19 protein-coding genes and 3 pseudogenes are annotated in these 17,597 nt (G+C 65.9%); 11 read left to right on the top strand and 11 right to left on the bottom strand.

Going from position 1 to position 17,597, the window contains the following annotated elements:
• On the top strand, positions 1–974 hold a 974-nt coding region (locus ON062_RS12205), incomplete at its 5' end, for a hypothetical protein (RefSeq protein ID WP_274647408.1).
• Positions 964–1,233 (top strand): hypothetical protein, encoded by a 270-nt coding sequence (locus ON062_RS12200; RefSeq protein ID WP_274647407.1) that lies wholly within the window; start codon positions 964–966, stop codon positions 1,231–1,233. The genes ON062_RS12205 and ON062_RS12200, both read left to right, overlap by 11 nt.
• A 145-nt stretch (positions 1,234–1,378) precedes the next feature.
• Here ON062_RS12200 and ON062_RS12195 read toward each other — a convergent pair whose 3' ends face one another.
• Entirely contained in the window at positions 1,379–2,005 is a 627-nt protein-coding gene (locus ON062_RS12195; protein WP_274647406.1) for a transposase, read from the bottom strand.
• Here ON062_RS12195 and ON062_RS12190 point away from each other — a divergent pair.
• The 7 genes from ON062_RS12190 to ON062_RS12160 all read left to right on the top strand — a co-directional run bounded on the left by ON062_RS12190 (position 2,005) and on the right by ON062_RS12160 (position 6,728).
• Entirely contained in the window at positions 2,005–3,783 is a 1,779-nt protein-coding gene (locus tag ON062_RS12190; RefSeq protein ID WP_274647405.1) for an RHS repeat-associated core domain-containing protein, read from the top strand. The two genes, ON062_RS12195 and ON062_RS12190, sit on opposite strands and share 1 nt — an antisense overlap.
• Position 3,784: 1 nt before the next feature.
• Entirely contained in the window at positions 3,785–4,234 is a 450-nt protein-coding gene (locus tag ON062_RS12185; RefSeq protein ID WP_274647404.1) for a hypothetical protein, read from the top strand.
• Between the two features lie 249 nt (positions 4,235–4,483).
• On the top strand, positions 4,484–4,708 hold the full coding sequence (locus tag ON062_RS12180) for a hypothetical protein (protein WP_274647403.1): 225 nt from the start codon (positions 4,484–4,486) through the stop codon (positions 4,706–4,708).
• Positions 4,709–4,738: 30 nt separating this feature from the next.
• Complete coding sequence (locus ON062_RS12175) at positions 4,739–5,056, top strand: hypothetical protein (protein ID WP_274647402.1); 318 nt, start codon at positions 4,739–4,741, stop codon at positions 5,054–5,056.
• The gene (locus ON062_RS12170; RefSeq protein WP_274647401.1) at positions 5,053–5,505 is read left to right on the top strand and encodes a hypothetical protein; all 453 of its coding nucleotides are present in this window, start codon (positions 5,053–5,055) and stop codon (positions 5,503–5,505) included. Before ON062_RS12175 ends, ON062_RS12170 begins: the two co-directional genes overlap by 4 nt.
• Positions 5,506–5,719: 214 nt before the next feature.
• On the top strand, positions 5,720–6,016 hold the full coding sequence (locus ON062_RS12165; protein WP_274647400.1) for a hypothetical protein: 297 nt from the start codon (positions 5,720–5,722) through the stop codon (positions 6,014–6,016).
• Between the two features lie 109 nt (positions 6,017–6,125).
• Positions 6,126–6,728: a hypothetical protein gene (locus ON062_RS12160; RefSeq protein WP_274647399.1), complete on the top strand. Its 603-nt coding sequence runs from the start codon at positions 6,126–6,128 to the stop codon at positions 6,726–6,728.
• Positions 6,729–6,733: 5 nt separating this feature from the next.
• Here ON062_RS12160 and ON062_RS13880 read toward each other — a convergent pair.
• Positions 6,734–6,877 (bottom strand): annotated as a pseudogene (locus ON062_RS13880) (RstR family transcriptional regulator); the annotation flags it as partial.
• Between the two features lie 144 nt (positions 6,878–7,021).
• Positions 7,022–8,427: pseudogene (locus ON062_RS12155) on the bottom strand (IS1380 family transposase).
• A gap of 276 nt (positions 8,428–8,703) precedes the next feature.
• Between ON062_RS12155 and ON062_RS12150 the strand changes: the two are divergent.
• Positions 8,704–8,963: pseudogene (locus ON062_RS12150) on the top strand (transposase); the annotation flags it as partial.
• A 354-nt stretch (positions 8,964–9,317) separates the two neighbouring features.
• Here ON062_RS12150 and ON062_RS12145 read toward each other — a convergent pair.
• The 4 genes from ON062_RS12145 to ON062_RS12130 are packed head-to-tail and all read right to left on the bottom strand — an operon-like array spanning position 9,318 to position 12,732.
• Positions 9,318–9,893 carry a hypothetical protein gene (locus ON062_RS12145; RefSeq protein ID WP_274647398.1) on the bottom strand — a complete coding sequence of 192 codons (576 nt, stop codon included), beginning with the start codon at positions 9,891–9,893 and terminating at the stop codon, positions 9,318–9,320.
• A 39-nt stretch (positions 9,894–9,932) separates the two neighbouring features.
• Positions 9,933–10,583, bottom strand: a complete 651-nt coding sequence (locus ON062_RS12140) for an NAD(P)H-dependent oxidoreductase (protein WP_274647397.1) — start codon at positions 10,581–10,583, stop codon at positions 9,933–9,935.
• The gene (locus tag ON062_RS12135) at positions 10,580–11,026 is read right to left on the bottom strand and encodes a MarR family winged helix-turn-helix transcriptional regulator (RefSeq protein WP_274647396.1); all 447 of its coding nucleotides are present in this window, start codon (positions 11,024–11,026) and stop codon (positions 10,580–10,582) included. The genes ON062_RS12140 and ON062_RS12135 overlap by 4 nt, the downstream gene beginning before the upstream one ends.
• 53 nt (positions 11,027–11,079) lie before the next feature.
• On the bottom strand, positions 11,080–12,732 hold the full coding sequence (locus ON062_RS12130; RefSeq protein WP_274647395.1) for a thiamine pyrophosphate-binding protein: 1,653 nt from the start codon (positions 12,730–12,732) through the stop codon (positions 11,080–11,082).
• A 161-nt stretch (positions 12,733–12,893) separates the two neighbouring features.
• On the opposite strand from ON062_RS12130, the gene ON062_RS12125 reads away from it, so the two are divergent.
• Positions 12,894–13,196, top strand: a complete 303-nt coding sequence (locus ON062_RS12125; protein WP_274647394.1) for a hypothetical protein — start codon at positions 12,894–12,896, stop codon at positions 13,194–13,196.
• A gap of 23 nt (positions 13,197–13,219) precedes the next feature.
• Here ON062_RS12125 and ON062_RS12120 read toward each other — a convergent pair whose 3' ends face one another.
• From ON062_RS12120 to hpaE, 4 genes are read right to left on the bottom strand one after another with little or no spacing between them, the layout of a single operon-like run.
• On the bottom strand, positions 13,220–14,032 hold the full coding sequence (locus ON062_RS12120; protein ID WP_274647393.1) for an HpcH/HpaI aldolase/citrate lyase family protein: 813 nt from the start codon (positions 14,030–14,032) through the stop codon (positions 13,220–13,222).
• Positions 14,017–14,802 (bottom strand): fumarylacetoacetate hydrolase family protein, encoded by a 786-nt coding sequence (locus ON062_RS12115; RefSeq protein ID WP_274647392.1) that lies wholly within the window; start codon positions 14,800–14,802, stop codon positions 14,017–14,019. The genes ON062_RS12120 and ON062_RS12115 overlap by 16 nt, the downstream gene beginning before the upstream one ends.
• 36 nt (positions 14,803–14,838) lie before the next feature.
• A complete protein-coding gene (gene hpaD, locus ON062_RS12110) occupies positions 14,839–16,002 on the bottom strand; it encodes a 3,4-dihydroxyphenylacetate 2,3-dioxygenase (RefSeq protein WP_274647391.1) in 1,164 nt (387 codons plus the stop codon).
• Between the two features lie 57 nt (positions 16,003–16,059).
• Complete coding sequence (gene hpaE / locus ON062_RS12105) at positions 16,060–17,592, bottom strand: 5-carboxymethyl-2-hydroxymuconate semialdehyde dehydrogenase (protein ID WP_274647390.1); 1,533 nt, start codon at positions 17,590–17,592, stop codon at positions 16,060–16,062.
• Positions 17,593–17,597: the final 5 nt, after the last annotated feature.

Below are 17,597 nucleotides of genomic sequence, written 5' to 3'. Positions count from 1 at the left end.
CTCGTGACGAGGGGGGTCTTCTCGGCGAGGGGTTGGATATTCCGTACCGGCTCGACGCGTCGGATGGTTTGATGTTGCAGGGCATTGACGGGGTTGGGTTCGATCTTGTTGATCCCAAGGGCGTGTCGGTGTTCTGGAGTCCGGTGTCGTTGATGTGGGATTCTTCGGCGGATGTTGCGGGTGGGCCGCGGGAGGAGCGGATTGAGTTTCCGTTGCCGGGGGATCGGACGGCGACGATGGATGTCACGATCGAGGATGCCGACGGTGGCGATGGTGTCGCGGTGGTCTCTCCCGATGAGGACATGTTGACCAGCCCGGATACGGTGTGGCCGGTGCGGGTGGATCCGTCGTTGGGGACTCGTACGCCGGCGGAGTGGGTGGCGATTCGGACGGGTGGGTTCACTAGTCCGTTGTACAAGTGGACGGATACGACGGCCCGTCAGGGTGAGTCGATGGGGCATTGCTCGTTGTCGTGGACGAGCGCGTGTGTGACGACGTTCACGTCGCGGCTGGTGTGGGAGTTCCGGGACAGCACGGGCACGGATGGGTTGGCGGCGTGGTTGCAGAGGCTGGCGGGGGCGGACATCGTGTCGGCGTCGAAGCCGGCGCAGGCGTCGGGCGTGAACGCCGCAAACACCGGAACAACCGCGTCGCGAGTCTCAACGCCGCTTTGGACTGCTACGAAGTCGAAGTCGGCGGCGCAGAACGCATTGAGTCACTTCAACAAGCATGGTGCGGATTTCCCGCAACTGAACAATTCGCTCGAGTACGTCGCAGAGGCTCAGAGCTTCCTGCGAAGCCCGACGGCCTCAACGCTCACGAAGGTGCGCGGTAGTGGAGATATTGTTCGCTACGACCCAGTGACGGACGTGTTTGGCGTCATGGATAGGTCGGGAGCCCCACGCACCTTCTTCCGCCCCGATCCTGCGTCACACGGTTTCCCGACCAACCTGGACTACTTCAATGCACAGTGACGAGAACGCCTACTGCCGCGTCTGCGGCTATGAACCCGCGGACGCCCCGTGGGGTGCCGACGGCACCGAACCGTCGTGGGAGATCTGCCCCTGTTGTGGAGTCGAATTCGGCTATGAGGACGCCTCCGCTGCGGGAGTCAGAAAGTACCGCGAGCGATGGGTCGCCGCCGGCGCGCCTTGGTCTGATCCCACGACGCCCCTCGACGATCTCGAGCTGAATGAAAGGCTCGCGCGTATATCGCCGAGATATCTCGGATGACTCACGTGCGGCCGGCTCTCAGCATCGAGGATGTGCTGGGTGGCACGAGGGGAAGCACCCGGACATCTCGCTGACCAATACGCGCGCGGCATGGACGTGCTCGCGCAGATTCGGAAGGGGCTGGGTCTGATGCTCCTATTGCGTGTCAAGCGGCGATGAGCCATTCGCGGTAGCGGTGGGCGAGATCGTCGTTGGGTCGTCTGCCGAGCTCGAGTTCGCCGATCCGTGATGGCCAGACACCGAGGTGTTGGGCGGCTGCGGTGAGGGTGAGGTTCTTGGCTCGGCGGGCCGGTCGGAGGTGGCTGTAGTCGGGGACGACGCAATGCCCGTTGAGCGCTTGGAAGATCTCTCGTGCGATGGCGCGTTTGAGGGCGCGGAATACTGCGCTGATCGTCCAGCCCTTCTCGAGATGCCGGTCCCGGTAGTCGCGTGTGGTGGGGTCATACGACATGCGAACCTTCACGATGTGATGCAGGGCCGCGTTCGCTTGTCGGTCGCCGCCGCGCGAGAGCCGGTGACGATCGGTGCGCCCGGACGAGACCGGGATGGGTGCGGTGCCGCAGAGCGCCGCGAATGATGCGGACGAACGCAGCCGGTCGGGGTTGTCGCCAGTGGTGATCAGCAGCTGCGCGCCAATGACGGGTCCAACACCCTTGATCGCCATGAGCGCCGGGTTCGTCGCCGTCGCCCGCGCGCGCATGTGTTCCTCGAGGGAGCTGATCTCCTCGCCGAGCGTGAGGTAGCGGCGGGCGAGGGACCGCAGCGCGAACATTGTGGGACGCGGAAGGCGAACTCGCCTCCGTCACCGGAGGTGGCGACACCCTCACCAACGTGTACGACGCGGATGGTTCCCGTCTCGCACGCGTCGACAGCACCGGGGCGACGGTGTACCTCCCCGGCGGGCAGGAAGTCCACGCAGACCCGGACGGGGTGACCGCGACCCGGTGGTACACATTCGCGGGCAAGACCGTCGCCGTCCGCACCGGGATCGGGTTCGCGGGAGTGTCGAGCGTCGTCACCGACGCGCACGGCACCCCGGTCGCATACATCGACAACCTGGAATGGACCGCCCCGATCGAACGGATCCGCACCGACCCGTTCGGTGTCGCGCGTAGCGAACATACCGCCGCGTTGCAGGGGCACGGGTTCCTTGGTGCACCCGCCGACCCGACCGGTCTCGCGCTCCTCGGCACCAGGTATTACGACCCCGGCACGGGCACGTTCGTCAGCCCCGACCCGCTCCTCGACGCGGGGACACCGGCACAGTTCAATGCGTACGTGTATTCGGGGAACAACCCGATGACGTGGGCGGACCCGTCCGGGATGAGCTGGTTCGGTGACGCGTGGAACAACGTCACCGGGTTCGTGAAGAAGCACCAGGCAGAGATCGGCGGATTCGTCGCCGGTGCCCTTGTCACTGCCGGGTGCATGGCGATCACGGCAGGAGCCGGAAGCGTCGGCTGTTTCATCGCCGGTGGCGCGGTCGCGGGCGCCGTCACGAACGTGTGGAAACAGTCCCAATCAGGGAAGAAGTTCGATGTTCGCAGCTTCGTAACCGACACCCTCATTGGCGGCGCACTCGGCCCGGCCGTCGGCGCCGCCGGGAAGGTGATCGCTCCCGCCGCGTCACGACTGGCAGGAGTCGTCGGAAACGCATTCAAACCCGCCGCCAGCGTCGTGCAGAAAGCCGCTTCATCGACAAAGTCGTGGACATCGTCGCTCACACGCCCGATCTCGCAGGGCGCAGCGAAACCGGCACAGGCGTCTTCCTGTCTGACCAACAGCTTCGTGCCGGGAACCCTGGTCCTCCTCGCGAACGGCAGCAAGGCACCGATCGAGGACATCCAGGTCGGAGATCTCGTCACGGCGACCGACCCGGAATCGGGCGAAACGACCGCCGAGCCGGTGATCGCGACGATCACCGGTACTGGGGAGAAGGATCTCGTCACGATCACCGTGGCCGGCCCGGACGGCCACGGGACTGTGATCGCCACCGCGGGTCACCCCTTCTGGATTCCCGACCGCGCCGAATGGGTCGACGCTGGTGACCTGCTACCGGGGAACTGGCTCCGAGCATCGTCCGGTATCTGGGTGCAGGTGTCAGCGATCGAGCATGACCACCGTGAACAGACGGTCCACAACCTCACGGTGGCGACCACGCACACGTTCTACGCATACGCAGGCGACGAAGCGGTGCTTACCCACAATTGCGGGGCCGGGGCCGTAAATAGCGGGCCGCGCGGCTGGAGCGTAGGCGGCGATATCTACTCCGCCACGAGGGGCGGCAATTCGCCCGCGTGGTCAACCGTGCGAGCGCGGTTCTGGAAGAACGAAGCCGCCAGTCCTCAGTACGGCAACTGGAGTGAAGGTCAGCTTTCTCGGATGAGTACGGGTGGAGCACCGCAGCGCTACAACCCGGATAAGGGCGGTATAGAGTCGATGGAATTGAGCCACGAGCCGATTCCATTCCGCGATGGAGGCAATGCTGTAGTTCCGCGATGGCCACAAGACCATGCGGCCGTCGATCCTTACCGGAGACCGGGGTACTAGCATGAGCACCGACTTATCGACTCTCTTTGCCGAGCAGCAGACCAACGTGATCGACTGGCATGGTCCCCTTTACAGCCTCTACGATCTGCCTGCGACCGCTGCTGGTGTCCACATACAGTTCGTGGCGGCGGCGAGCGGTCGCCCCCAGGGGTTGCGACTGAGGGTGCGCGGAGGAGCATTTCAATTCGGCGATGTGACGCACACCGATTTGTCACTTTGGTGCGATACCGCGCCGGATCGCTTCACGATCCCGATTAGGTGGAGGGCGCGCGGAGCGCGCAGCCTGCGGATCTGGAACGCCTGGCGAGTAGGCGAGGTCACACAGGCTTGGATTGGAAATGCGGGCATGCGCGTTTCTGAGGATGAGCCGGGCCGTCTCACGCTCAGGTGCTCGGACGGCGAAGGACCGCCCGACTTCGATGACCTTATTGCGGTGGTGACTTTGGTTTGAGGCATCCAGCGCCGCCGCGCGGAGCTACTGATGTAGCGCCCCGGCGTGTCCGGAGACATGATTCCTTGGAAGGATCTGCCTCATGGGACGTCCCAGTAAGTATCCGCGCGAGTTTCGTGAGCGCGCTGTCCGTATGGGCGCCGATGCACCTGGAGGTGGAAGTTCACCACCAGGAACGGTGGACTTTCGATCAAGATCCGTGGAGGTGGCCAATGACCCTGGAGTCTGGCAGTGCTAGAGGTCTCACCCGTGACGGGCTCGCCCAGTTCCTTGAGCGTCTCGCCTACTCCTATTGGGGGCGCGTTGGGTGCGCTCGGTCCGGCCGTGGGTGCGGTGGGGAAGGTGATCGCACCGGCCGCGTCACGACTGGCAGGAGTCGTCGGAAACGCCTTCAAACCCGCCGCCAGCGTCGTGCAGAAGGCCGCGTCGTCGGCGAAGTCGTGGACAGCGTCTTTGACGCGCCCGGTCTCGTAGGGCGCCGCGAAACCCGGACAGGCGTCCGGCGTGAACGCCGCAAACGGCGGAGCGCAGAGTGTTGTCTCAGGAACCCAACTCAGTCTTCGGCTCGCGTCCGAGCAACAATTGGGCGAGGCTGGTACGCGAATCATCGGAGCCGGCACCGGGCGCGCCCTCCTTTCCCAGACCACCACGCGCTTGACGAGCCAATACGGCGGGGTTGCCGATGATTGGGCGAAGATGACGTCTTCGAGCTTCACGGCGCGCAACGGACTCACCATCGAAACTCACTGGTACGAGAACCTGTCGAACGGTCTCCGGGTTGAGCCCAAGACCAAGTTCTGGTGGCAGGTGAGCGCAGGGTGAGGGCAGACGAATTTATCGACCTCTATGCATTGCGCCAGGTCGGCGAGGTGTCCGAACGCGAGGTCGTCGAGTGGGGCGAGCTGCGGGTGACCGATGATGATCGGGTCATGCCGATCGCTATTCTCTCAGCGTCCGCACTCCAGCACGAAGTCGACGCGGCCATCGAGCAAGTAGCAGCAGCAATGTCCGTTGCCCTGCCCGCCGAATCGATGGTCGCACTTCTTGCCATCCTTGCGCGTTGTCGGCAGATTCGCGACGGCGCCGTGACTCCGATTGCGGGTTCGAGGTCACTTGCTGCGATCGGGCGACGGTTCCCCGACGTGCAGCAGTCGGTCGCAGTGTTCATCGGGATTCTCGACGACTACGATGACCGTCTCCTATCGGAGGAGGACGTGACTTCGCAGGTTGTCGATCATGTCCGCCGACTGATCACGCGGGCCGAGAGTTGAATGCGCGGCGCACGGGCGAGGATGGCGGAGTTGGTCTGCATGACTCGAGCGATCCGGGCTGCACGAGGCGTTGGGGGACGGAGCCCGGTTCGTACCGTCGCCGCGCTCTTCGCGGCATATGTTCTGTGCGTCCGGCCAATACTAACGTCACGTCGATCACCGCGATCAACCCGTCAAATGGGGGCACATCCGTGATTTGGAGACGATGATAGTGGTGGATGAAGAGCTGAGCTTCGCTGTGGTGACCTGGACCGGCTGGGGACGTGCCAGCTTCCCCGCCCGAGATGACGATCTCCTGACTGCGACCTTTGGCTTTGCCCGGGCTATCGACCTGTTGCCGCAAGTACACGAGCTGGAGGAGGATTTCTTCCGGTCGAACGCTCACATCACGGCACCGGATCTACAGTCCATGGGCGGGCAGGCCGCCGATGAATTCCGTTCCGCTCATCCCGAGGTGACCGAAGATGCCGTCCAAGCACTGGCCTGGTGCTACACCTATGACTACAAGTAAGTCCCGGGGGCCTCGGTCGCCCACGTGTTCTTCGTCCCCGGATGGACGATCAACGGAGTCTCGATCAAGCCATGACCGACGACGGTGACATCGGCCTGAGGCTCATCCCATGACCGGCCGGAGCAAGCGGTCGGGGACAAGTGCTATCGATCTGATCGCAGAGCTACAGAACGATCCGGATTATCAACGCAAGGTTCAGGCGGCAGAGGCCGAGCGTCAGACGCGAGCCCAACTACTCCGTGAAGCCGAGCAGCCAATTGTTGCTGACCTGCGCGCGGCTGGCGTCGAGGTCAACTCGGTCTGGGATCTGGTGAACACATCGGATCCATACCCCGCAGCGCTACCGGTGCTGATGGAGCATCTGGAACGCGGCGGCTATCCCGAGCGGGTGATGGAAAGCCTCGGCCGAGCACTCGCAGTCAAACCGTCTGTTGCTTTCTGGGAGCGGCTCAAGACGCGCTGGCTTTACGCCCGAGGCTTGGGCGAAGAGGACGGCGCTGCCGTCGCACTGGCGGCGTGTGCGACCAAGGCTCAGGTCGACGATCTGATCGGGTTTCTGTCTGTCGCGGAGCGCGGGCAGTCGCGGATCTACTTCATCCGACCGATCCTCATCCTGGGCGGCGATCGTGGGCGCCAGGTCATCGAGGCGCTTCGCAACGACCCGGTTCTTGGGAAGGAAGCGACGGCGTTGCTGAAGCGTCGTCGGAAGTAGCCGTCAGCTGGTTTGGCGAGTCGGCGTGCTTGGTGGCGTAGGAGGGCGCCTTCGATGAGGGCGCGGATGCTGTTGCGTTCGTCGGGGTCGAGTTGGTCGAGTGCGGCGAGGTGGAGTCGCAGGCTGTCGTCTTGGGGGCCGCGTTCGTCTTAGCCTCGATCCACCGATGAGTCTTCGGCGGGTGACGCTGGCGTGATCGATGTGACGTGATGGACCGCGGGCAGGGGTGAGTCCCGGGCGTCGCATCCCGGTCGTCCACGGGGTTCTCGGTCGTGCCGTTGTTGCGGCGGTGGTCAGGTGGTCACGGCCTGCGGTGGTGCATGCGTTGCTGTGAAGAGACGGTCGAACGCGGCCTGCCAGGGCCAAGCCTCCGGCAAGTGCATCGTGATCCGACGTGCGGACCGGGCGAGGCGGGCGGGCACTGTGACGAGGGTGCGGCGGATCGTCGCGGTCGTCGCTCTGGCGAGTCGTCCGGCTCGGTCGGCGATCAGCCCGGCGCTCCGGGTGAGGTTGAACGCGATCACGGCGAGGACGAGCCAGGCACTGTTCGCGGTGAACACCCCGGATGGTAGGTGAGCGAGCGGGCCGGCTTTGAGGTCGGCGTGGACTTGCTCGATGATCGCGTGACCGCGGTGGGTCTTGTCCGCGACGACGGTGCCCATCGACTGCTTGTCGGTGGTGGTGAAGAACGCGCGATGCCGGAACACGTCGAACAGGGTCGGCTGCTCCACCTTGTTCGGGTTCAGGTCCGGGATCCGCCGCACCACCAAACGTCCTTCGACGCGTTCGGCGAACTTCCGCGACCGGAACGCGGTGAAGGGCACTTCGGCGACCTCTGCCTTCGAGATCCACCGGCCCGGGGCCTCGTCGCGGATCGCGTCGGTGTACTCGATCGTCTCCCACGCATCCTCGGGAATCGTCGCGATTGCTGCCTTCACTGCGGGGTCCATCCGAACGGTGACGGACACGTCCGCGCCGGCCTTGATCGCCGTGCCGATGGTGGCGTGGCCGTAGAACGCGGAGTCCGCTCGCAGCAACGGGCGGAGGGTGCTTCCGGAGTTCGTGCGGCGGAGGGTTGCGAGGGTGTCGGCGACGATCCTCGTGGCACCCTTCGGGGAACCGGTCTTTCCCTGCCGCAACCGCTGGGCGAGAATCACCGGCGCCGAGATCGATGTCGACGCCGTCGCGATCAGCGCGTTCAGGCCACGCACGCCGGAGTACCCGAACGACGCGCCCTGCTTCTTGTATCCGTGGACCTCGATGATCGTGTCGTCCAGATCCACCATCACCCGCTCACCGCCTCGGGCCTGCAGCAGCGGCGCGGAAGAGGCGAGATTCACCAGCGTCCGGGAGGCGACGGCGTCGAGTTGACGGGCGTGACCGAACCGGAACTCACGCAGGAACGATCCCAGCGTCGACGGCGCATACGTCCGGTCGAACAACCGGCCCATCCCGCCATGACGCAGCACGTTCATGTCGTCGATCGAGTCCGCCCCCCGAGCATCCCCGCGACCAGCGCCATCACCTTCGCCCCAGCATTCGCGCCCTTGTCCGTCGCGACGGTCAACCGATCTTGAGCAAGCCCTGCCAGCCCGGAATGCTGCGCAAGGCGGAGTATCGGCACCAACCCCGCAGCCGACACAGGATTCGGGTCATCAAACACCGCAGACACAGCGGCAGGAGCGTGCTTGAATTGCATCTACGAGATGCCTCTCCGACTCGGTGAATAGGACCTTAGACAAGCTCTATTCTTCCCGGTCAGAGAGGCATTTCACTGTCACGACGCCAACTCAGCACGCCTCCCCATCGGTGGATCGAGGCTTAGGGGGTGCCCCTGTGTAGTTCGTCAAGTGCAGAGCGACCGTGACTGGCATCGACCGGCTCGCGTCACGGCATCTTCTCAGGAGTGCGCGAGGGGTGTGGGGTGTGACACTTTTCGTAGACAGTCGTTACCAGGAAGGGTCGACGGGAGTCGATGTCTACGAATCGCAGGAAGTTCACTCCGGAGTTCAAAGCTGACGCGGTCCAGCTCGTGGTGGTCGGAATCGGCCGATCGCGCAGGTCGCTCGCGAGCTCGAGATCAATGAGAGCTCGCTGGGCTATTGGGTGAAGACGTACCGCCAACAGCACCCCGATCCTTCGACCGCGCCGTTGCCAGTCGAAGCGGCGCGCATCGCGGCATTGGAGGCCGACGTGCGGCGGCTGGCAGAGGAGAACGCGTTCTTGAAAAAAGCCGCGGCCTTCTTCGCGAACACGGAGATGAGCCTCCGCTACGGGCGTCTGTTCGACCACACCGTCCGTACCGAATACGAACGCGCCCTCGACCTTGCGAAACAGAACACCCCTGTCGTCGCTGCGGGAGACACAGGCGGGCGCACCCAGCTGCCGCTCACCATCATCACCGGCGGACGCGACTGGAAAGACACCCCGCTGCTGAAGTCCCGGATGGCTGGCGGATTCTGCCTCCGCACCCCAGCGCAAGGCGCATGCAGCTACGCGAACATCTGCGAGCACTGCCCGTCCTACCTCAGTGCCGCGCGATCTGCGCACTTCAGGTGTTGAGAACAGCCGCTCGTACGCCGCCCGGGTTCAGCTCTTGTCGAGGTCGTCGAACATCTTGCGCTGCTCGGGCGTGAGGCCGTCGCGCAGTTCCTTGCGGGCCGCGGCCTTCTCGGCGGACTCCGCCGCCGTGTTCGCCACGGTGTTCGTTGCCGTTTCACTCGCGGGTCGCACCGCGGGGCCACCACCCGCGCGGTCGTAGAGTTCGCCGGCGCGCTGCTCGAGAGAGCCGCTGACCTTGGCGTAGATCGCCCAGCCGATCGTGATCAGGATGGGCGGGAGTACCCACGCCCAAAACCAACTGCCACCCGCGCTCACGCCGCTCAGCAGCAGGGTGAGCACCCACACGATCGCCGCAACGGCCAGCACGAGAAGGCCCTGCACGATCGCCTCGCCGGCGCGCGTCCGGCGGTGCACGCCCTTCGATGCGGACGAGCGGAACATCTTCAGTACGAGCGGCTTCACGAACAGCTCGAGCAGCGCCATCAGCGCGGCGGCCCAGAAGACCGCCCACCCCACGCTCGCGGGCGTGAGCAAGCCGATGACGAGCAGGACGACGACGTTGAACACGTACAAGGTCGCGAAGCGGACGATCCAGGTCTTCATCGCTCTAGCGTGGCACGGCCGTGGCGTGCGCGTCACGCATCACGCCGCGGGGCTGACCGCTCGCTCGCGTTCGCGAGTGCTCCGGGATGCCGCTGCGTCGCGCCGTGCGAGGCCCCCCATACTGTCCACCCAGCGCTCGCGTGTCGCCGCGGAGACATGACGTACCTCGGCGAGGCGAGTGATGCCGGCCGTGCGGATGCCGCAGTAGGAGAGGATCGCGTTCTTGAGGCTGATTTCGGCGGCATGGCGGTAGCGCAGCGCGTTCCACAGGCGTGGCGAGTCCATCGTCATCACGATGCGCGCGGTGCGGCCAGTCAGCAACGGGTCCCACAGCTTCCCGGTGGGGCGATACCGGAACGCGAATCCCGACAGGAAGACGCGGTCGACGAACGCCTTGAGTGCGGCGGGGTACGTGCCCCACCACTGCGGAAAGAACAGCGCGAGGTGATCGGCGTTGGCCACACGTGCCACATAGTCGGCGACGTCGGGATCGAGCGGGCGGTCGTCGTCGGTGCGCGGTGCCCGTAGCTCGTTGCGCGACGTGGGGTGGGCGGGGATCGGATCGGTCGCCAGATCGATCACGTCGACCTGTGCGCCGGCCTCGCGCGCCGCCGTGGCATACGACTGCGCGAGCGAGTGGGTCAGTGAATCGGCGATCGGGGTGCCGATCACGACGAGGATGCGAGTCACGAGGAGGAGCCTTTCTCGAGCAGAATCGTGGTGAGCAGATGCAGGTGGGTGTTGAGGGCTGTCGCTTCGATACCGGTCGCGGACAGGCGTGAGTCGGTGAACAACGCCGTGAACTCGGCTTCGAGTTCGCCACCCGCCACCTGAACGAGGTCAGCGGCGCGCGGCGTGAGCGAGACCATGACGCGGCGCTTGTGCGTGGGATCGGCGCTCGTCGTGAGCCACCCGCCCTCGACGAGCGCCGGCACGCGCTTGCTCACCGCCGCCTTGGTGACGCCCAGGCAGCGAGCCAAGTGCGTGATGTCGACCGGTTCGACGTCGGCGACGACGGCGAGCACCTGAAACGTGTTGAAGCTGACGCCGTGATGGCGTTGTAAATAATCGTCGGCGTACGCGTCGAGTTCGGACACCAAGTGGTGGAGAGTGACGGTGAGGCGTTCATTCACACCAAGTAGTCAACCTGTTGACACCGCGAATGTCAACAGGTTGACACTTGCGCTCACGAGTTCACGCGAATGATCTCCTGTTGGTACGGAGCGATCACGTCTCCCGAGATGCGGCAGTCGAGCACGAGGAAGGATCGGGATGCCGCATCCTCGGCGGCCCACGACTCCAGGCGATCGAGATCCGACAGGTCGCGAACCACCACGCCCTCGGCACCCACGCCGGTCGCCAGTGCCGCGAAGTCCACTTGGGGGATCATCATCGGCGCCTTCGCAAGCCCCTTGAGCCCGTACAGGTTCACCTCGGCGCCGTACGCGGCGTCGTTCCATACGACGGCCAGACCGCGACCGGCAGCCGTGCGCACGGCCGTCTCAAGATCCGACAGGGCCATGAGCCCGCCGCCGTCGCCCGTGGTGAGCACCACCGTGGCATCCGGTTGGGCGAGAGCAGCGCCCGCGACCGACGGCCACCCGAGCCCGATCGACTGGAACGCCGTGCCGACCATCATCATGCGATCCGGGGACGCGACCGGCCAATACATGTTCGCCCACCCGATGAAGTGCCCGCCGTCCGAGACGACGACGCGGTCGGCCGGCAGCAGTTCGCCAATGCGCGCCGCGACCGATCTCGGGTCGAGCCTGCCGTCGGCGGCGAGCGCGTCGCCCGCCGGATACTGCCGCAGCGCCGCGATGTCGATGCTCTCTCGCCAGCCGCTGGGTTCTGCGCCCATTTCACTCAGCTCGGTGACAATTTCGGCCGCGGCTGTGGCGGCATCCGCTCGAACGAATCCGGCGACGTGCGGGTGCGTCGCCGTCGGTGCCACGTCGATCTGGAACACGCGCGTTCCCGGCGCGAACAGGTCGCCGAATCGCATCGTGAATTGGTTCAGCGACGCGCCGAACACCACCGCGACATCGGCCTCGCGCACGAGGTCCATCGCGCCCTCGGCGCCGAAGCCTCCGGTGACGCCCAGGTCGTATTCGCCGCGCGGAAAGATGCCGCGCGCAAGAGCGGTCGACGCGGTGACGGCACCGGTGAGGTCGGCGACGTCGCCGAGCGCGTCACCGGCCCCGGCGATCCACGCTCCGCGCCCGGCCAGCAGGAAGGGGCGGCTCGCCGTAGCGAGAGCCGATGCCACCTCGCGAAGGGAAGCTTCGGCGAACGGGCCGCGGGCGATCAGCGGCGCGGGCAGCACCGGATCGGGGGCGGCGGGGACGTCGCCGGCGTCAAGGGAAGCGACGTCATACGGAATCGCCAACACCGTGGGTACGCGGTACGTGAGCGCGTGCTCGATCGCAATCACCGTGGTGGCCGCGGCATCCGTGCGACCGACCGTGTACGTGCGAGCGCCCACCGCCGAAGCCATGGCGATCTGGTCGACGTCCCACGGGCGCGGGCCCGACGTCGGTTCGTCGCCGACGACGAGGATGAGCGGAACGTGGGCCTGCACGGCTTCGGCGAGCGCGGTGAGCGTGTTGGTGAAACCGGCGCCGTATGTTGAGGTCGCGGCGGCCAGCTGGCCCGATGCGCGGTGGAACGCGTCGGCGGCCACGACACCGCCCGCTTCGTGGCGCACCGCGGTGAAGTGCACGTCGGTCGCGCGTTCGAGCGCGTCGAGAAAGTAGGCGTTGCCGTTCCCCATCACGCCGAAGACGTGATCGATGTGGCGGGCGAGGGTGAGCGCGACGTGCGCAGAGACGGTAGGCATGACAGCTCCTGCGAGATGAAACGGATGTGAAGGCCGTATGTGTCTCGCTCGCGCCACCGTGCGCGGCTGCGTGCCCATTTTTCGAGCACCGGCGGCAGATGCGCCGGACAGGGCAATTATATGTCGCCCGGCTCTGCCCGACGGACGGGCATGATGGGTGCATGAGAACCGTGCAGCTGCGCCGATACACGCTGGTCGAGGGAGAATACGACGCGTTCGTCGCGTGGTGGAACGAATGGATGCCGAAAGTGCGCCCGGCCGCAGGGTTCGCCATCGACTTCGCGTACGGGTTGCCCGAGACGAACGAGTTCGTGTGGGCTGTGTCGGCCGAAGGTGACGCCGATGCGTTCATCGCGCTCGAAGAGACCTACATGGCCTCGGCAGCGCGCGCGGAGGCCTTCGCGGGCATCCCGCAGCGCGTCGCGGACTACAACGTGAGTCTCGTCACCGACGTCTGCGCCTGAGGCGGGGCGGGGGAGCGGGCCCGTCAGTATGACGCGCGCTCGCCGGGGGTCTCGTCGTCGGATGCCGCCACAAAGCGCGCCGCAAGTGCTTCTGAACCGCGCGCAAGCAGGGCAACGTCTGCGCCCACCAGAATGAATTCCGCGCCCGCGCGGAGATACTCGTCTGCGACCGCCGGATCGAACGCGTTGACCCCGACCGGCTTTCCGTTGGCGTGCACCGCCTCGAAGGTCGCTCGGACGGCGCCGACGACATCGGGGTGCGTCTGCTGACCCAGCAGCCCCATCGACGCGGACAGATCGCTCGGCCCCACGAACACGCCGTCCACGCCGTCGACGGCTGCGATCTGCGCCGCGTGAGCGACAGCATCCGCGGATTCGATCTGCACGAACAACGACACGTGGGCATCCGCATCCACGAGGTAGCCATCGACGCGGTTCCACCGGGCAGAGCGCCCCAGCGCCGAGCCCACACCTCGCCTGCCCCGAGGCGGGTATCGCACCGCTGCCACGGCGGACGCGGCATCCGACTCGGACTCCACCATCGGCACCAGGATGTTCTGCGCTCCGAGATCGAGAACCTGCTTGATGGTGACCGCGTCGTTCGCGGGCACGCGCACCACCGGGGTCACCGGGTACGCGGCCACCGCCTGCAGTTGCGCGAGTACCGATTCGAGGCCGTTAGGTGCATGTTCCATATCGATGAGAAGCCAATCGAGCCCTGCGCCCGCGCAGATCTCTGCCACGAGCGGGGAGTTCGAGCACACCCACATGCCGGCCAGGGGACGATCAGCGCGCGAGAGCGCGTCGCGGAAGGTCGGCGTCAATCGAAGCGGCATGCGATGGTTCCCATCTCTCGGTAGTCGCACAGCACCTCGTCGCCGCGCTGCACCCACATGGGCCGCGTGAACGACCCGGCGAGAATGATCTCGCCCGCCTCGAGTCTGGCACCGTGCTGGTGGAACTTGTCGGCGAGCCACGCGACGCCGCGCGCCGGGTGACCCAGCACTCCGGCAGCGACACCCGTCTCTTCGATCTCGCCGTTGCGCGAGAGCACGCCGGGAACCCACCGCAGGTCGATCTCGTCGGGCTTCATACGCACGTCACCCAGCACCATCGCCCCGTAGGCGGCGTTGTCGGCGATCGTGTCGACGATCGTGCGGCCAGCGAGTTCGATGTGGGAGTTCAGCACCTCGAGCGCGGGCGTGACGTAGTCGATCGCGTCGAGCGCCCGCTCGAGCGTGCAGTCGCCGCCCTCGAGGGGCGAGCGCAGCACGAAGGCGAGTTCGACCTCGATGCGCACGTTCGAGAAGGCGTCGAACGGGATCGTCGACCCGCTGGCGTATACGGTGTCGTCGAACATCACCCCGTAGTCGGGCTCGGTGATGCCCGTCGCCTGCTGCATCGCCTTGGAGGTCAGACCGATCTTGCGCCCGACCAGGCGACGACCGTCAGCGATCATGCGGTCGCGCCACACGCCCTGGATCGCGTAGGAGTCCTCGACGGTCGCTTCGGGGTGACGGGCGGTGATACGCGGAATCACGCCGTGCGAGCGGTCGGCTTCGGCAAGCTCAGCGGCAAGCTGCTCGATGGTCTCGGGCGACAGCATGGGTTCTCCTCAGGCGCGACTCAGTGATTCGGGATGCTACAACTGGTGGCCGAGCTTGTATTCGCCCTGCTTGTACTCGGGCATCGCATGCTCGTCGCCCGGGCGGGTGTAGCTGAACCCGTCGGCGCCGATCGTCACCGCCATCTCGCTGTCGTCGGTGCGCGCCACCACCGGCTGCGGGTTGCCGTCGAGGTCGAGCACGAGCGAGGCCTCGGTGTACCAGCTCGGCACGACGGGGTTGCCCCACCAGTCGCGTCGCTGATTGTCGTGCACGTCCCATGTGACCACCGGGTTGTCGGGGTCACCGGTGTAGTAATCCTGCGTGTAGATCTCAACGCGGTGTCCGTCGGGGTCGCGCAGATACAGGTAGAACGCGTTGGACACCCCGTGGCGGCCGGGGCCGCGCTCGATCGCGTCCGAGCGGCGGAGCGCCCCGAGCTTGTCGCAGATCGCCAGAATGTTGTGCTTCTCGTGCGTGGCGAAGGCCACGTGGTGCATGCGGGGGCCGTCGCCACCGGTCATCGCGGTGTCGTGCACGGTGGGCTTGCGGCGCATCCACGCGGCATACACGGTGCCGGCGTCATCCTGGATGTCTTCGGTGACCCGGAACCCGAGATCCTGCATGAACTTCACCGCGCGAGGCACGTCGGGGGTGACCTGGTTGAAGTGGTCCAGGCGCACCAACTCGCCGGGCGTGTGCAGATCGTAGCGCCACGACAAGCGCTCGACGTGCTCGGTCTGGAAGAAGAACTCGTAGGGGAACCCGAGCGGGTCGGTGACCCGCACCGAGTCGCCGATGCCCTTGGTCCATCCGCCCGTGCGGCGTTCGACGCGGCATCCGAGTTCCGAATAGAAGGCGACGGCCTTGTCGAGGTCTTCCGCCGACCGGACGCGGTAGCTGAACGCGGCGACGGCGGCGACCTCTCCCTGGCGCAGCACCAGGTTGTGGTGGATGAACTCCTCGGTCGAACGCAGGTAGATCGCGTCGCCGTCCTCTTCGGTGACGTAGAGGCCGAGCACGTCGACATAGAACTCCCGCGACGCGGCGAGGTCGGTGACAACGAGTTCCATGTACGCGCAGCGCAGGATGTCGGGAGCGGGGCTCGTCGGGGTCGGCACGGGGTTGTCGGTGCGGATCGGTGCTTCCTGGCTCACGAAGTAGCCGGAGGAGGTGCGGGTCATGTCTTTGCGGTCGGTCATGTCAGCGTCCTTGCTTACGGTGCGTATGGGGAGTGTGGTGCCTGCGCGTAGTGCGGGTCAGGGCTGTGCGTGATCGGCCTTGCCGAACGTGGGATTGTGAACCTTGCCGAGCGTGATGTGCACGGCCTGCTGGTCGGTGTAGAAGTCGATCGAGCGGTAGCCGCCCTCGTGCCCGAGGCCCGACGCCTTGACACCGCCGAACGGGGTGCGCAGGTCACGCACGTTGTTCGAATTGAGCCAGACCATTCCCGCTTCGATCGACTGCGAGAAGTTATGCGCACGCTTCAGATCGTTGGTCCACACATATGCGGCGAGTCCGTACTTGACACCGTTGGCGAGAGCGAGGGCCTCGTCGTCGGTGTCGAACGGGGTGATCGCCACGACCGGCCCGAAGATCTCCTCCTGGAAGATGCGGGCATCGGGGGAGACATCGGCGAAGACGGTCGGCCGCACGAAGTTTCCGGTGGCGAAGCCCTCGGGTCGATCACCGCCTGCCACCAGGCGTGCCTCGGACTTTCCGATCTCGATGTAGCTCATCACCTTGTCGTAGTGCTCGGGGTGCACCAGCGCCCCGACTTCGGTCGCGGGGTCGTGCGGGTAGCCGACGACGACGCGCTCGGCTTGAGCTGCGTAGCGTTCGACGAACTCGTCGTATACCTCGCGCTGCACGAGGATGCGACTGCCCGCGGTGCAGCGCTCGCCATTGAGGGAGAACACCCCGAAGATCGTGGCGTCGATCGCGGCATCCAGATCCGCGTCGGCGAAGACGATGGCGGGGGACTTGCCGCCGAGTTCCATCGACAGGCCCTTGAGGTACGGGGCCGCATTTCCGAAAATGAGCTGCCCGGTGCTGCTCTCGCCCGTGAACGAGATCAAGGGCACATCCGGATGCTTCACCAGGGCGTCTCCGGCGGATTCGCCGAGCCCGTTGACCAGATTGAAGACGCCCTGCGGAAGGCCTGCCTCCTCGAAGATGCCGGCCCACAGTGACGCCGACAGGGGAGTGAACTCGGCGGGCTTGAGTACCACCGTGTTGCCCGTTGCGAGGGCAGGGGCAAGCTTCCACGACTCGAGCATGAAGGGCGTGTTCCACGGCGTGATGAGCCCGGCGACACCGATCGGCTTTCGATTGACGTAGTTGATCTGGCGACCCGGCACTTTGTACGTGTCGTCGGCCTGCGCGACGATCAGATCCGCGAAGAAGCGGAAGTTCTCCGCAGCGCGACGGGCCTGACCGAGAGCCTGGGTGATGGGCAGCCCCGAGTCGAACGATTCGAGTTCTGCCAGCCGTGCGTCGCGCGACTCGACGATGTCGGCGATGCGGTGCAGCACGCGGCTGCGCTCACGGGGCAGCATCCGGGGCCACGGTCCCTCGGTGAAGGCACGCCGCGCGGCCGAGACGGCACGGTCGATATCGGCTTTCGTCCCCGACGCCGCCGTCAGATAGGTCTCGTTCGAGACGGGGTCGAGCACGTCGAACGTGCCCCCGTCGATCGAGTCGACGAACGCACCGTCGATGTAGTGCTGAATGTGGTCGGGCAGGTCTGCCGGGGTGTGGCGCTCGCCGGTGAGCGTGGCGGTGTCAGACATGGGGT

Origin of the sequence: Microbacterium sp. C7(2022), assembly GCF_028823665.1 — a bacterium.
Taxonomy (GTDB): domain Bacteria; phylum Actinomycetota; class Actinomycetes; order Actinomycetales; family Microbacteriaceae; genus Microbacterium.
This window is presented reverse-complemented; position numbering and strand designations above follow the sequence as displayed.

What these genes read in the sequence shown, in the direction of transcription:
- ON062_RS12200 (WP_274647407.1), top strand. Translation starts at nt 964, where the DNA reads ATGCACAGTGACGAGAACGCCTACTGCCGCGTCTGCGGCTATGAACCC.
- ON062_RS12195 (WP_274647406.1), bottom strand. Translation starts at nt 2,005, where the DNA reads ATGTTCGCGCTGCGGTCCCTCGCCCGCCGCTACCTCACGCTCGGCGAG.
- ON062_RS12185 (WP_274647404.1), top strand. Translation starts at nt 3,785, where the DNA reads ATGAGCACCGACTTATCGACTCTCTTTGCCGAGCAGCAGACCAACGTG.
- ON062_RS12160 (WP_274647399.1), top strand. Translation starts at nt 6,126, where the DNA reads ATGACCGGCCGGAGCAAGCGGTCGGGGACAAGTGCTATCGATCTGATC.
- ON062_RS12145 (WP_274647398.1), bottom strand. Translation starts at nt 9,893, where the DNA reads ATGAAGACCTGGATCGTCCGCTTCGCGACCTTGTACGTGTTCAACGTC.
- ON062_RS12130 (WP_274647395.1), bottom strand. Translation starts at nt 12,732, where the DNA reads ATGCCTACCGTCTCTGCGCACGTCGCGCTCACCCTCGCCCGCCACATC.
- ON062_RS12125 (WP_274647394.1), top strand. Translation starts at nt 12,894, where the DNA reads ATGAGAACCGTGCAGCTGCGCCGATACACGCTGGTCGAGGGAGAATAC.
- ON062_RS12120 (WP_274647393.1), bottom strand. Translation starts at nt 14,032, where the DNA reads ATGCCGCTTCGATTGACGCCGACCTTCCGCGACGCGCTCTCGCGCGCT.
- ON062_RS12115 (WP_274647392.1), bottom strand. Translation starts at nt 14,802, where the DNA reads ATGCTGTCGCCCGAGACCATCGAGCAGCTTGCCGCTGAGCTTGCCGAA.
- hpaD (WP_274647391.1), bottom strand. Translation starts at nt 16,002, where the DNA reads ATGACCGACCGCAAAGACATGACCCGCACCTCCTCCGGCTACTTCGTG.
- hpaE (WP_274647390.1), bottom strand. Translation starts at nt 17,592, where the DNA reads ATGTCTGACACCGCCACGCTCACCGGCGAGCGCCACACCCCGGCAGAC.